13 protein-coding genes are annotated in these 13,437 nt (G+C 67.1%); 9 read left to right on the forward strand and 4 right to left on the reverse strand.

Annotated features, from left to right (window positions below; genetic code table 11):
- Window positions 1-131: 131 nt before the first annotated feature.
- The 3 genes from ahcY to PFY01_RS03630 all read left to right on the forward strand — a co-directional run bounded on the left by ahcY (window position 132) and on the right by PFY01_RS03630 (window position 3,613).
- On the forward strand, window positions 132-1,523 hold the full coding sequence (ahcY, locus tag PFY01_RS03620; protein ID WP_017506126.1) for an adenosylhomocysteinase: 1,392 nt from the start codon (window positions 132-134) through the stop codon (window positions 1,521-1,523).
- 33 nt (window positions 1,524-1,556) lie between these two features.
- Window positions 1,557-2,777 (forward strand): NAD(P)/FAD-dependent oxidoreductase, encoded by a 1,221-nt coding sequence (locus PFY01_RS03625; RefSeq protein WP_271042464.1) that lies wholly within the window; start codon window positions 1,557-1,559, stop codon window positions 2,775-2,777.
- Window positions 2,778-3,232: 455 nt separating this feature from the next.
- Window positions 3,233-3,613 carry a zf-TFIIB domain-containing protein gene (locus PFY01_RS03630; protein WP_271042465.1) on the forward strand — a complete coding sequence of 127 codons (381 nt, stop codon included), beginning with the start codon at window positions 3,233-3,235 and terminating at the stop codon, window positions 3,611-3,613.
- Between the two features lie 6 nt (window positions 3,614-3,619).
- On the opposite strand, the gene PFY01_RS03635 is transcribed toward PFY01_RS03630, so the two are convergent.
- Window positions 3,620-5,338 (reverse strand): hypothetical protein, encoded by a 1,719-nt coding sequence (locus PFY01_RS03635; RefSeq protein WP_271042466.1) that lies wholly within the window; start codon window positions 5,336-5,338, stop codon window positions 3,620-3,622.
- Window positions 5,339-5,592: 254 nt separating this feature from the next.
- Here PFY01_RS03635 and PFY01_RS03640 point away from each other — a divergent pair, with 254 nt between their 5' ends.
- The 5 genes from PFY01_RS03640 to PFY01_RS03660 all read left to right on the forward strand — a co-directional run bounded on the left by PFY01_RS03640 (window position 5,593) and on the right by PFY01_RS03660 (window position 9,095).
- Complete coding sequence (locus tag PFY01_RS03640) at window positions 5,593-6,297, forward strand: response regulator transcription factor (RefSeq protein ID WP_271042467.1); 705 nt, start codon at window positions 5,593-5,595, stop codon at window positions 6,295-6,297.
- Window positions 6,266-7,876, forward strand: a complete 1,611-nt coding sequence (locus PFY01_RS03645) for an ATP-binding protein (RefSeq protein WP_271042468.1) — start codon at window positions 6,266-6,268, stop codon at window positions 7,874-7,876. The genes PFY01_RS03640 and PFY01_RS03645 overlap by 32 nt, the downstream gene beginning before the upstream one ends.
- Window positions 7,873-8,301, forward strand: coding sequence for an HPr kinase/phosphorylase (locus PFY01_RS03650; RefSeq protein WP_271042469.1), 429 nt, complete (start codon window positions 7,873-7,875; stop codon window positions 8,299-8,301). The genes PFY01_RS03645 and PFY01_RS03650 overlap by 4 nt, the downstream gene beginning before the upstream one ends.
- Window positions 8,302-8,421: 120 nt before the next feature.
- On the forward strand, window positions 8,422-8,826 hold the full coding sequence (locus PFY01_RS03655) for a PTS sugar transporter subunit IIA (RefSeq protein ID WP_017506133.1): 405 nt from the start codon (window positions 8,422-8,424) through the stop codon (window positions 8,824-8,826).
- Window positions 8,823-9,095: an HPr family phosphocarrier protein gene (locus tag PFY01_RS03660; protein ID WP_017506134.1), complete on the forward strand. Its 273-nt coding sequence runs from the start codon at window positions 8,823-8,825 to the stop codon at window positions 9,093-9,095. The genes PFY01_RS03655 and PFY01_RS03660 overlap by 4 nt, the downstream gene beginning before the upstream one ends.
- A 76-nt stretch (window positions 9,096-9,171) precedes the next feature.
- Here PFY01_RS03660 and PFY01_RS03665 read toward each other — a convergent pair whose 3' ends face one another.
- Entirely contained in the window at window positions 9,172-10,227 is a 1,056-nt protein-coding gene (locus PFY01_RS03665) for an ATP-binding protein (protein ID WP_271042470.1), read from the reverse strand.
- Entirely contained in the window at window positions 10,224-10,913 is a 690-nt protein-coding gene (locus PFY01_RS03670) for a response regulator (protein WP_165115134.1), read from the reverse strand. The genes PFY01_RS03665 and PFY01_RS03670 overlap by 4 nt, the downstream gene beginning before the upstream one ends.
- 373 nt (window positions 10,914-11,286) lie before the next feature.
- Here PFY01_RS03670 and PFY01_RS03675 point away from each other — a divergent pair, with 373 nt between their 5' ends.
- On the forward strand, window positions 11,287-12,108 hold the full coding sequence (locus PFY01_RS03675) for a hypothetical protein (RefSeq protein ID WP_271042471.1): 822 nt from the start codon (window positions 11,287-11,289) through the stop codon (window positions 12,106-12,108).
- A gap of 41 nt (window positions 12,109-12,149) precedes the next feature.
- Here PFY01_RS03675 and PFY01_RS03680 read toward each other — a convergent pair whose 3' ends face one another.
- On the reverse strand, window positions 12,150-13,259 hold the full coding sequence (locus PFY01_RS03680) for a phytase (RefSeq protein WP_271042472.1): 1,110 nt from the start codon (window positions 13,257-13,259) through the stop codon (window positions 12,150-12,152).
- Window positions 13,260-13,437: the final 178 nt, after the last annotated feature.

Here is a 13,437-nt window from a genome sequence, read left to right on the forward strand (position 1 = left end):
AGGTCTCTACCGGCCAGGATTTAAGAAACTGCTGAGCCTGGATCGCATAAGGATATCTTTATGTGTTTGTTGATACTCGACGCGCGCCGGGCTATGAGGGCCCAAACTCATTGCGGCCGGGAGCCCAAGCCATGACCGACTACATCGTTCGCGACATCACCCTGGCCGATTGGGGCAACAAGGAAATCGAGATCGCGGAAACCGAAATGCCGGGCCTGATGTCCCTGCGTGACGAGTTCGGCGCCAGCCAGCCGCTGAAGGGCGCCCGCATCGCCGGCAGCCTGCACATGACCATCCAGACGGCGGTCCTGATCCAGACGCTGGAAGCCCTGGGCGCCGAAGTGCGCTGGGCCTCGTGCAACATCTTCTCGACCCAGGACCACGCCGCCGCCGCCATCGCCGCCAACGGCACGCCGGTGTTCGCCACCAAGGGCGAGACGCTCGAGGAATACTGGGACTACGCCCACAAGATCTTCGAATGGGCCGACGGCGGCTACCCGAACCTGATCCTGGACGACGGCGGCGACGCGACCCTGCTGTGCGTGCTGGGTCCGAAGGCCGAGAAGGACATCTCGGTTCTGGCCAATCCCCAGAACGAAGAGGAAGAGGCTCTCTTCAAGGTCATGAAGCGCTATCTGGCTGAGAAGCCCGGCTTCTATTCGGCCATCCGCGACGCCATCGGCGGCGTGTCGGAAGAGACGACCACGGGCGTGCACCGCCTGTATCAGATGGCCGAAAAGGGCGAGCTGCCCTTCCCCGCCATCAACGTCAACGACAGCGTCACCAAGTCCAAGTTCGACAACCTGTACGGCTGCCGGGAATCGCTGGTCGACGCGATCCGTCGCGGCACCGACGTCATGCTGTCGGGCAAGGTCGCGGTCGTCTGCGGCTACGGCGACGTGGGCAAGGGCTCGGCCGCCTCGCTGCGCCAGGGCGGCGCCCGCGTGATCGTGACCGAGATCGACCCGATCTGCGCCCTGCAGGCCGCGATGGAAGGCTATGAGGTCCAGACGCTGGACGACACCGCCGGCCGCGCCGACATCTATGTGACGACGACCGGCAACAAGGACGTCATCACCGTCGACCACATGCGGCAGATGAAGAACAACGCCATCGTCTGCAACATCGGCCACTTCGACTCCGAGATTCAGGTCGCCGGCCTGAAGAACTTCAAGTGGGACGAGATCAAGCCGCAGGTCCACCACGTCGAGTTCCCGGACGGCAAGAAGATCATCCTGCTGTCGGAAGGCCGCCTGGTGAACCTGGGCAACGCCACGGGTCACCCCTCCTTCGTGATGTCGGCGTCCTTCACCAACCAGACGCTGGCCCAGATCGAACTGTGGACCAACGCCGACAAGTACGAGAACAAGGTCTACACCCTGCCCAAGCACCTGGACGAGAAGGTCGCCATGCTGCACCTGGCCAAGCTGGGCGCCAAGCTGACCGTCCTGACCAAGGACCAGGCTGACTACATCAACGTGCCGGTCGAAGGCCCGTTCAAGGCGGATCACTACCGTTACTAAGCTCTCCCCGAGGCTGGAACCGCGAGGTTCCCAGTGACGAGGGCGTCTTCGGACGCCCTCGTCGACGTCCTGGTGGTTGGGGCCGGCGCGGCCGGGATGATGGCCGCCATCGAGGCCGGGCGACGCGGGCGCCGGGTCAGGGTCGTGGACCATGCCGACCGGCCCGGCGAGAAGATCCGCATCTCGGGCGGCGGACGCTGCAACTTCACCAATCTGGGCTGCGGACCGGCGAACTTTCTGGGCGAGAACCCCCGGTTCGCGACCTCGGCCCTGCGCCGCTACACCCAGCACGACTTCGTCAAGCGCATCGATAGGGCCGGGATCGCTTGGCACGAGAAGACGCTGGGCCAGCTGTTCTGCGACGACAGCGCCAAGCAGATCGTCCGTATGCTGACCGACGACATGGCGGCGGCGGGCGTGACCCTGAGCCTGAAGACCGGGGTGGAGCGGATCGCACGATCCGGCGAGGGCTTCACGGCGATCCTGTCGGACGGATCACAGGTCACGGCGGCGTCGCTGGTCGTGGCGACGGGCGGCAAGTCGATCCCCAAGATGGGGGCGACCGGCTGGGCCTATGAGGTCGCGCGCCAGTTCGACATTCGCGTCACCGAGACCCGGCCGGCGCTGGTCCCCCTGACGTTCGAGGCGGGACTGCTGGAGACGCTGACGCCGTTGGCGGGCGTGGCGGTGGACGCCTCGGTCGCCTCGGCGCCCGAAGGGGCCAAGGCGCGCAAGGCCAGCTTCAACGAGGCCATGCTGTTCACCCACCGCGGCCTGTCGGGTCCGGCCATTCTTCAGATCAGCTCCTACTGGCGCGAGGGCGAGGCGGTGGTGGCCTCGATGGCGCCGGGCCGCGACGTGTTCGAGGAGTTGAAGGCGGCCAAGGCGTCGAACGGAAAACAGGCGGTGCATACGGCGCTGGGCCATATCGTGCCGCGTCGTCTGGCCGAGAGCCTGTGCCAGCGCGAAGGGGCGGCGGGCAATCTGGCGGACCTGTCGGACAAGGTGCTGCGGCGACTGGATCAGGCGGTCAACGCCTGGGCGGTCAAGCCGGTGGGGTCCGAAGGTTACAGGACCGCCGAGGTGACGCTGGGCGGGGTCGATACGGCCGCGCTCGACCAGCAGACGATGCAGGCCAAGGCGGTTCCGGGGCTGTATTTCATCGGCGAGGCGGTCGATGTGACCGGCTGGCTGGGCGGCTATAACTTCCAGTGGGCCTGGTCGTCGGGCTGGGCCGCCGGGCAGGTCTGCTAGAATTTTTAAGGTGCAATCTGTGCACTTTGGCCGGCGGGTCCGCTGACAAAAACACCGTCTAATTCGTCTAATCTGTCTAATTCGGCGCAGGTTCTGGCGGCGCGCGAAGATGTCAAAGACCGGGGCGCCATTCTAACACGGTTTGCGACCATGACCGGCAAAGGGTCGCTGGTCGATCGTAAGGCACGGTAAAGGCGCGCAATCGTCATCGCCGATAGGATGGCAGGGGCGGCCGAAGCGCCTGCGGCCCCGCGACGCATGGCGGCGGGCGGCGACGGCGCCTAGCTTGATGAGGCGGAACGGGCCCCTCTGGCGTTCTCGCGGTCTGGCGTCCCCCTTCCTTGCGCCGGATCGTGCGACGCGATGTCGGACCGCAAGGGCGTGTCGATGCGGCGAAGCTTTCCCCTCCTGGCCTGTCGCATCGACCGCCCATTCTTTTTCGATCGGAGCCCGACATGCCTCTTCTGATGTGCCCCAACGACAACGCCGCCATGCAGACGCTGGAGCGCAACGGCGTTCAGTTCGACATGTGCCCCGACTGCCGGGGTGTCTGGCTGGATCGCGGCGAGCTGGAAAAGCTGATGGCGGCCGCCGTCGAGGAGGGCCGCGCCACGGCCCCGGTCGCGCCCGCGCCGCAGGCCTATGCGCCGCCGCCTCAGCCCTATGCCCAGCCGCATGCTCACCCTCAGGCCCAACCGTGGGGCGGCGGGGCGTCGCAGCCGTATCGCGACGATCGGGGCTACCGGAGCGACAAATACCGCGACGACCGGCATCGCGACGACGACTATCGCTACAAGAAAAAGAAGCGCGACAGCATCTTCGATATCTTCGACTGAGGTCGGCTAGGCCGCCAGACCCGCCTGCTGCATCAGACCTTTCAACGCCGCGACGTTTTGCGGGGCGGCGGTCAGGGCTGTGCGGACGTCGGGCGAGCGCAGCAGCTTGATGGCCTCGGCGCGGGCCCGGTCGGCGACGGGGCCGAGCGGGCCGGCTTCACCGGTGGCCAGTTTCAGCAGGGCCGTCAGCTTTTGAGGCGCAGCCGCCTGGGCGCGGACGATCTGGGCGATCAGATGGGCGTCGGCCTCCAGATTGGCGCCGACCGCGCCGATGGCGTCCAAGATCTGGGTCTGGTCGTGATCGGCCAGATGCGCGGCCTGAACCGAGCGTTGAAGCCGGGCCAGTGTGGCCAGCTTGTGCGAGGCGCTGGGGCCGCCCGGGACGGACTGGCGGATCTCGGTTTCGAAACGCAGCGAGCCGATGCAGGCGCTGAGCCAGCGCGCGGCGGCGCGCTTGTTGGCCCCGCCGGTGACGTTCTCGCACAGGCGGGTCAGCTGCTCGGCCTCGGCCAGGACCGTCGGGCAGGGGTTGACGTAGGCGCCGACGAAATCGGCCGTGACCAGGCTCTTGGAGCGTTCGACGAAGGCGGTCTGGACCTCTTCCAGCGTCAGCAGGCGTCCGGCCGAGGCCGTCAGGGCCATGGCCAGCAGACGCAGGATGTCGATCTCTCCGACCGGATCATGGGGGCGGAGGCGGCGCTGGCTGGTCAGTTCGCGGGTGACAAGGCGAGCCAAGGATGCGGCCAGCAGCGGAAACTCACCCGAGGCCAGATGCAGGCCCAGGCGCGCGGCCGGTCCCTCGACTTGGGGCATCATCAGGGCGAGGCGCGGGTCCATCCGCAACAGGGCGTCCATCTCCTCCGGCGCGACCATGCGGACGATGGCCGCCAGATTGGCGCCCTGATCCAAGGACGGACCCAAAATCTCGGTCAGGTTGGTGCGCACGGCCAGCATTTCGGCGACGATCTGCTCGACCACCACCACGACCAGGGCGCGCGGCGGGCCGTCGGCGGGCGCGGCGTCCATCAAATCCATCAGGACGGTCAGGCGATCGCGGGCGCCGCGCCGATCCTTCAGCGCGCCGGCGACCACCCCGCCCATGCGCAGCGCCCGATCCGGCGCGCCGGTCAACCGATGCGCCAGATCGGCGATGGAGCGGTCGTCCAGCGCGGGGAACAGGCCGTCGCGTCCGGCCTTGCGCAGCCGGGCCATCGCCTGTTCGGTGAGCTTTTGATAGTGGCGCACGACGCCGTGCACCTCCTGGCCCGTGGCCTGGCTTTCGGGGACCGCGACCTTCTGAATGGCGTGCTGGAGCTCGACCCCGGCCGCCTCCAACCGTTCGGCCACATCGGGGCGGTGCAGCAGTTCGAAGGCGGTCACGCCCTCGCGTTTCAGCCAGTCCTCCAGCACCCGGCCGATCAGGGCGCGGGCATGGGGCGAATAGAGTTCGGCCGGACTGCTGCAGGCCGGCGGGACCGCCTTGTCGGCGACCTTCTTTTTTCGCTCCTCCGGCGCGCCCAGCGTCAGGATGGTCAGAGAGCTGAACTCCATCGTCTCGGGGTCCAGCGTCTCCTTGGTCACGCGCGAGGCGATGGCGAGACGATCCTGAAGCTGCTCCTCGGCGGTCTCGATGGCGTGTTTGCGATCTTCGGTCGCGATCAGCAGCGTCCACGACGACGGGGCGCTCTTGCGGACATAGACTTCGTAATGGATCGGACCCGCCATGGGGCGATCCTGCATCCCAAGCCTTTAAGGCGAGGTTTTCGAAGGCGGAATGTTTCTGCCGCGCCGGAGGAAGGCGGTGCGCGCGTTGAAATGAGGCGGCGCCGTGACCATCTGACTGTCACCGAACCGCTTTCGGGTTGCAGGCGATTTTCATTCGGCCCGAAACGCTCTAGCCCTAATGTGACCGAGATCGAACGGTTACGCTTGCTGTGCGTTCTCGCTCGCGGGAACGTAAAGTTCAGGAGAAGACACCCTTGGCCAACATCACTCTGGTCGATGACGACGAGAACATCGTGGCGTCCGTTTCGCTGGCGCTGGAAAGCCATGGCCACAAGATCACCGCCTATCACGACGGGGCCTCGGGCCTGGCCGCGCTGGAATTCTCGCCGCCCGATCTGGCGATCCTGGACGTCAAGATGCCGCGCATGGACGGGATGGAGGTGCTGCGTCGCCTGCGCCAGACCTCCCAGATTCCGGTCATCATGTTGACGTCCAAGGACGAGGAGATCGACGAGATCCTGGGCTTCAACCTGGGCGCCGACGACTATATCCACAAACCGTTCAGCCAGCGTCTGCTGATCGAGCGGGTCAAGGCGCTGTTGCGCCGCACGGGCGCCGACGGCGGCGAGCCTGAAGCCGCCGCCGAGGTGTCGGGCCGGGCGATCAAGCGCGGCAAGCTGTCGATGGACCCGGCGCGCCACGAGTCGACCTGGGACGGCAAGCCCGTCAAGCTGACGGTGACCGAGTTCCTGCTGCTGCAGGCCCTGGCCCAGCGTCCCGGCTTCGTAAAAAGCCGCGACAACCTGATGGACGCCGCCTACGACGATCAGGTCTATGTCGACGACCGCACCATCGACAGCCACGTGAAGCGGATGCGCAAGAAGTTCCGCGCTGTGGACAATGAGTTCGACGCTATCGAGACCCTGTATGGCGTCGGCTACCGCTACCGCGAGAGCTGAGCCGGGCGGGCGCGAGCCCGACGAAGAGCCCCAGCGCCGGCCGTTGTTCCGCTTCGGCGGATCGCGGCTGGGCGGCTTCATCCTCGTGCTCAATCTGCTCAGCCTGCTGATCCTGTTCGGCGGAGCGCTGGCGATCAATGAATGGCGTCCGGGACTGATCGAGGCGCGTCAGGAATCGCTGACGGTCCAGGCCGAGTTGCTGGCCAATGTGTTGCGCGAAGAAGGCGTGACGCGGGGCGAGCCGACGCCCGAACTGGACCCCATCCGCGCGTCGATCTGGCTGACCGATCGGTTCATCCCGGCGGGCCAGCGGGTGCGGCTGTATGATGTGAACGGCCTGTTGCTGGTCGACAGCTATCAGGTGACCGAGGCCATCGGCGGGCGGCCCCTGCCCGACGCGCAACCGGCGGGGACGGCGACCGAGGACGCCGCCAAGGCCAATCTGCTGTCCGAGCGCCGGGTCGCCCGCGCCGACAGCGAACTGGCGGCCGAGGTGGCGGCGGCGCTGGACGGCTCGCCCCAATCGACCCTGCGTCGCAACGAATCCGGCGACCGCGTCGTCTCCGTCTCCATTCCGGTGCGCCATGTGCGTCAGGTGCTGGGCGTGCTGACCGTCGAATCCGGGGACGTGGACGAAATCTTGGGCGCTCAGCGGCAGGCGCTGTTCCCGTTCGCCCTTGTGGCGCTCGGGGTCAATCTGCTGGGATCGCTGCTGCTGCATCTGTTCGTGGCGCGGCCGATCATGCGGCTGTCGGCGGCGGCGGATCAGGTGAAGCTGCAACGCGCGCGGGCCATCTCCCTGCCGGATCTGGAGGATCGCAAGGACGAGATCGGCGATCTGGCGCGGTCGCTGGAATCGATGACCGACACCCTGTCGACGCGGATGGACGCCATCGAACGGTTCGCGGCCGATGTGTCGCACGAGATCAAGAACCCCCTGACCTCGATCCGTTCGGCGCTGGAGACCCTGCCGCTGGTCAAGACCGATGCGCACCGCGAGAAGCTGACGGCGCTGTTGCAGCAGGACGTGCGTCGGCTGGACCGGCTGATCACCGACATCTCCAACGCCTCGCGGCTGGATGCGGAGTTGTCGCGGGATCGACCGCGGCCAGTCGATCTGAACCGTCTGCTGGTCGATATCGTCGGCGTCTATGAGACGACGGCCAAGCCGGGCGACATTCCGGTCATGCTCACGGCGCCCGAACAGGCCCTGAGGGTCATGGGCCGCGATGGGCCGCTGGGACAAGTGTTCCGCAACCTGATCGACAACGCCCGCTCGTTCAGTCCCACAGGCGGCGTGGTGCGGGTGACGCTGGAGGACATCGGGGACGATCTGCCGATCCGGGTCCGGGTCGAGGACCAGGGGCCGGGCATTCCGGCCGAGAACCTGGAGACGGTGTTCGAGCGGTTCTACACTTCGCGGCCAAAGGGGGCGGTGTTCGGCTCCAACTCGGGCCTGGGCCTGTCCATCGTGCGTCAGATCGTCGAGGCGCACGGCGGCCGCGTCCACGCCGAAAACAAGTCCGAAGGCGGGGCGCGGTTCGAGATCGTCTTCCCGGCGGTCGGCCGCTGGTCGTGACCCCGGGCCAGCCAGTCCACGCCACCACCGTCGCCGTTCGCCGGCGCGGGGCCTGGCAGGGGGTGATGATCCTGGGACCATCGGGCGCGGGCAAGAGCGATCTGGCGCTGCGGCTGATCGCGCGCGGCTGGCGGTTGGTCAGTGACGACTACACCCAGGTCTGGGCTTCGGACGGAGCCGTTCATGCATCGGCGCCGGCCTCCATCGCGGGTCGGATCGAGGTGCGCGGCCTCGGAATCGTGGCCGCCAGAACACGGCCGGTCTGTCGCGTGGCGCTGGCCGTGGCCTGTATCGCGGAAGGTGTCGAACGGCTTCCGGAGCCGCAGACACGGGCTTTCGCGGGGGTCGATATGCCCCTACTGGCGCTCGATCCCCGACCTGCCTCGGCCGTCGATGTGGTCGCAGCGGCGTTGGAGACGCTTTGAAACCCCGAAAGACGGGTCTATGACACGCCCCTTGCGGTCCATAGAGGGCGGCGTCCGGCCTCCCTTGCCGGGCGGGGGAATGCCTGGGACGGTTCGGGGCGGGATGCGAGTGAAGTCCTCATGATCGGTCTGGTGATCGTCACCCACGGCGGGTTGGCGTCCGAGTTTCTCTCAGCCATGGAGCATGTGGTCGGCCCGCAGCGCGGCGTCGCGGCCATCTGCATCGGGCCCGACGACGACATGGAGCGTCGGCGTCGCGACATCGTGGACGCGGCCGCGGCCGTGGACGACGGCGAAGGGGTCATCCTGCTGACCGACATGTTCGGCGGCACGCCGTCGAATCTGGCGATTTCGGTGATGGAACAGACGCGCGCCGAGGTCATCGCCGGGCTGAACTTGCCCATGCTGATCAAATTGGCCAGCGTGCGTGGGCGCGAGACGCTGGAATCCTGCGTGGCCCATGCGCAGGACGCCGGGCGCAAATACATCTCCGTCGCGTCCTGGGTGCTCGCAGGCGAAAAATGACCGTCACCGCGACCTTGAACATCTGCAACACGCGCGGCCTGCACGCCCGCGCCTCGGCCAAGTTCGTCAAACTGGCCTCCAGCTTCGAAAGCGAGATCCACGTCACCCGCGACGGCGTGACGGTGGACGCCCGCTCGATCATGGGCCTGCTGATGCTGGGCGCCGGCATCGGCTGCAGCATCGACGTGTCGGCTGAGGGGCCTGACGCCGAAGAGGCAATGGAGGCCCTGACCGACCTGGTCGCGCGCAAGTTCGACGAGGATCAGTAGGGCGTCGTCAGCCCCGGACCTGGAACCGCTTCGATTTTGAAAGGTCCATCGCCGCGCGCGTGATTTGAAAACGCACCTACGAGACGGCGGGGATACGGATCTCGATACGGGATCCCAGGCGAGCGCCGGTCAAGTAACGCGCCGATCCGCCGTGGGCCTCGGCGATTGCGCGGACCGCGGCCAAGCCCAGGCCGGTCCCGCCATTCTCGCCTGAACCGTGTTTGAAGGCGGTGAAAACGGATCGGGTCATGGCGTCGGGTAGGCCTGGACCACTATCCTCCACGGCGATGACCGCGAAGCGTTCATCGGCCCTCAAGCTGACCGAGACAGGGCCGGGATCGGCGTGGCGGCGCACGTTGTCGAGCAAAGCCAGGACAGCCTGCTGAATGCGGTCGCCGTCGCAAACGATCACGGTGGCCGGCGTCGCCCAGGCGATCGGGTAGCCCTCCGCCTCGGCTTCAGCGTCGACCAGGGCGCGGACATCCTCCAATCGCTTACCCAGGTCCTGGGGCGTCAGGCGCAGTTGCAAACGGCCGCTATCGGCCAGACTGACGACGCGCAGATCCTCGATCAGGCGGCCCAGGGCGTCGACCGGCTTGAGCAAAGTCAGGATCATCTCGCGGTCCAGCGGCAGGACGCCGTCGGCGGCCGCTTGCAGACGGCCTTTGACGATCGTGACGGGCGTTCGCAGTTCGTGCGCGATCGAGGCGTTCCAAGTCGTCATGTCGGCGGCGAGCGTCTCAAGCCGCGCAGCCATCAGGTTGAAGTCGTCCACCAGGTCGGCGGTCTCGGAAAAAGACCGATCGCCAGTCATGGCGCGCGCCGACAGGTCGCCATCGGCGATCGCACGCGCGGCGCCGGACAAGGAGGTGAGAGGCATGACAAGGCGGCGGGCCAACTGCAGCCCGGCCACGGTCGCGCCGATCAGGGCCACGACGGCGGCTGACGCCAGAGCGACATAATCCACCGACTGCGGTCGCCAGGCCTGGGGCGAGGCCACCGCATCGGGATAATTTTCGAAGACCCAGCCGTACAGGGCGAATGCGCCGGCGGCGCTAAGTCCAAGCACCCCCATGATGACCAGAGCCGTACGCACGGCGATGCGACGGCCGAGCGCGCGGGCGGCGGTCACGTCAGGACCTCGAGGCGATAACCCACGCCACGAACGCCGACGAGGACGCCGTCGGCGCCTGCGTTTCGTAGCTTGAGCCGCAGCTTGCTGAGGTGGCTGTCCACCGTGCGATCGAGCACCTCATCGCCTTTCAAACAGGCGTCGGCCAATTCGGCGCGAGAAAAGACCCGCATCGGATAGCGCGCCATGTGGGCCAGCATGCGGAACTCGGTCAGGGTCAGGGGTAGGCGCTGCGGTTTGTCCAGTCCGCACCACTGGACAATGTGCGCCTCCAGATCGATCTCGAGCGGACCCAGGCGGATTACGCCGCCTTGGCCCGAGCCGCCGCTGCGTCGCAGTATGGCGTGGGCGCGCGCCACGACCTCGACCGGATTGAACGGTTTGACGACATAGTCGTCCGCGCCGATGCGCAACGCCTGAAGCTTGTCGATGTCCTGATCCAGCGCAGTGAGCATGATGACGGGCGTCTCGCCCCTACGCCTGAGTTCGCCCAGCACGCTCCAGCCATCGACACGCGGCATGCGCACGTCCAGCAGGACCAGATCGGGCCGAAGGGCGGCGTGCAGGTCCAGCGCGATCTGACCATCCATGGCGCGGACGGTGCGAAACCCCTCGCGCACGAGATAGGCGTCAAGCACGGCGGCGATCTCGGGTTCGTCTTCGGCGATGATGACCAAGGCGCTCATTGGATCTCCACGACATCGCCCAGCGATGGACGGCGATCCAGACCAGATGGGGTGCCTCCACGATTTCTCCACCAAGTCCACACCCAGGCCCCACGGCCCCGTGCGAAGCGGCCCCAAACCGAAACCGCCTCCGAGATCCAATGAAGTTCAGCGCCCACCAGATCTTCGTCGCCGCCATGACCGCCGTGAACGTCGCCGTGCTGGCCGCCTGTGGCGTGTTCATCGTGGCGATGCTGTGAAGCGCAGGGATCGGCATTGGGCGCGGGTTACGGCGGCCGCAAGCCTGATCGCGCTTATTGCGGGGTGCGCCAAGCCGGTCGAACCGCCTGCGCCGCCCCCGCCTCCGCCACCTTCGATTCAGCTGGACGACAGTGTGGCGCAGACGGCGTCGGTCTATCTGGTCTTCATGCGGGATGTCGCCACATTCGAGGGCGGCTTCGTCGATGCGGAGGCGGTGCAGGCGGCATTGCAGCGCGGAGCGACTTCCAACGCCGAGCAGTTGGCGCGGGGTCTGGTGGCCTATGGAGCGGTGCTGGCGATGCAGTCGCCGGATTTTGTTGCGGGGGTGCGAGCCTATGCGGCCGATCCAGCGCAGCGACGCGAAATCCTGGATCGTCTGACGGCCGACCCCGCCTATGCCGTGACCTTGCCTGGCGCAGACGTGGCGGCCGGGCTGATCGCCGAGGTCATGGAGGAGGGCGCCGCAGCCGTCGAGGCCGCAGCGGATCGGGTGGAGGCGGATGCCTATACGATCCAGGCGCGTAGCGATCCGCGCCGTCGATGGGCGGGCCAGCCCGTCGCGGACCGACAGGGGCGGCTGGAGCGTGCGAAGGCCGCGTCCGCCGCAATGCAGCTGGCGTCGGACGTCGAGAGCGAGACGCTGCTGAAGGTTGCCCACGCCGAACCCTCTCGGATCCCGACGTCGCCTCTGGCGGCTCGCTATAAGCCGGCGGTGGCCCGATCCTTGTCCGTCGCCGCGCGGGCGCTTCTGGGCGAAAGCGTCAAGGACGATGGAAATGACGGTGTCCTGCAGGATCCGAACGCCACCTTCTGTCTGCAGATGTCCAAGCTGAACCTGTTCCAGTGTCTGGCCGCCGCCAAGCCCAGCTATGAAGACATGTTCTGCATCGGCCGACACGTCGTCAGGGACATGGCCGACTGCACCCGCACGGCGTTGAATGCCGCAGGGTCCTGATGAAAGAGACGTGATCGAGGGCGACCGCCGCCGAGGGGCCGCTAAAGCCCCAGCGCCCGTCGAATGTCGCGCCAGTCGACGTATTTGAAGTTCTGGGTGCCGACGTCGTTGACGTCGTCCTGGATGACGACGAGGCCGTCGGGGAAGGGGCCGACCTGACCGCGGGCGGCCGCCAGGCCGTCGGTGCCGGTGACGCCGTCAACCGAGCCGTCCACGATCTTGAACCGGCCCTTGTATTCGGGCGCCGGGCCGTCGATGCGCCAGACGGGGAAGGTGGAATCGCCCTGGCTGGAGGCGATCAGGTAGCGGCCCGACGCGTCGGTGATGGTGGTCAGGCCTTCGGCGTCGGCGACCAGGATGTCCTTGGCGATGGGTTGGATCAGGGTGCGAGCCGCGCCCGAGGCCGGGTTCAGGCTATAGCGCCACAGGCCGACGTTCTCCTCGTTGATATAGAGGGCGTCGGTGGCTTCGTCGGCGGCGCAGCCTTCGGAGATGGTTCCGATCTCGGCGGTGCGGACCAGGCGCGCCGTGGGCTGGCCGGCGGCGTCCACGCCCAGGACGAACTGGCGAAGCTCGCCCTCGTGCCCGACCAGGATGGCGTGGACCTCGGCGCCGCGCCGCGCAAAGCAGAAGCCGTAGGGTTCGACCACGTCGGTGGCGACCGCGCCCCAATAGCGCACGCCATTCTGGCCGGTCCCGGCCGGGTCGAAGGTGTAGAGGGAGATACCGGTCTTGCCCGGCGTGCGGTCGCTGGCGCCCAGCACCACCTGCGGACGGCCGCCGACCGATAGGCCCTCGACCACATCGACATTGTTCAGCAGGCCCTCAGGCAGGAACTGCAGAATCTGGCCGTCGAAGCCGTAGATGTAGAGGCCGGACTTCTTGTCCGTGCCGGCGACGAAGCCGGAGGTCTGTTGACCCATGATCGTGACCGGCGACGCGCTGGCCCATACGGCGGGGTCGTCGGCGGCGTCCTGGCCCGCCGTGCCGACCGACGGGGTTTCCAGCACGGCCATAACCGGGGCGCCCGGACCGACCAGGCCCGCGCCCTCGCCCTGATAATCGACCTCCGTCGTGGCGCAGGCCGCGAGCAGAGCGAAGACGGAAGCGGCGGCGGTGAAGCGGGAGGCGCGTCGGATCGGTGAAGTCATGGCAGGTTCCCGGATACAATTTCGTCACGTGATTTCGTTGGGGCCCCAGATCAAGGCTGACCACCGACAGGTCAACGGACTTATGGTGACGGTTTGAATGCGGTTCGATGACGCATGTTCTGTATGGGGATGGGTCGTCGCGCAAATGTCCCGAAAACGCGAAGCGAGCGTCTTCAAA

The organism is Brevundimonas vesicularis, from assembly GCF_027886425.1.
Classification (GTDB): domain Bacteria; phylum Pseudomonadota; class Alphaproteobacteria; order Caulobacterales; family Caulobacteraceae; genus Brevundimonas; species Brevundimonas vesicularis_C.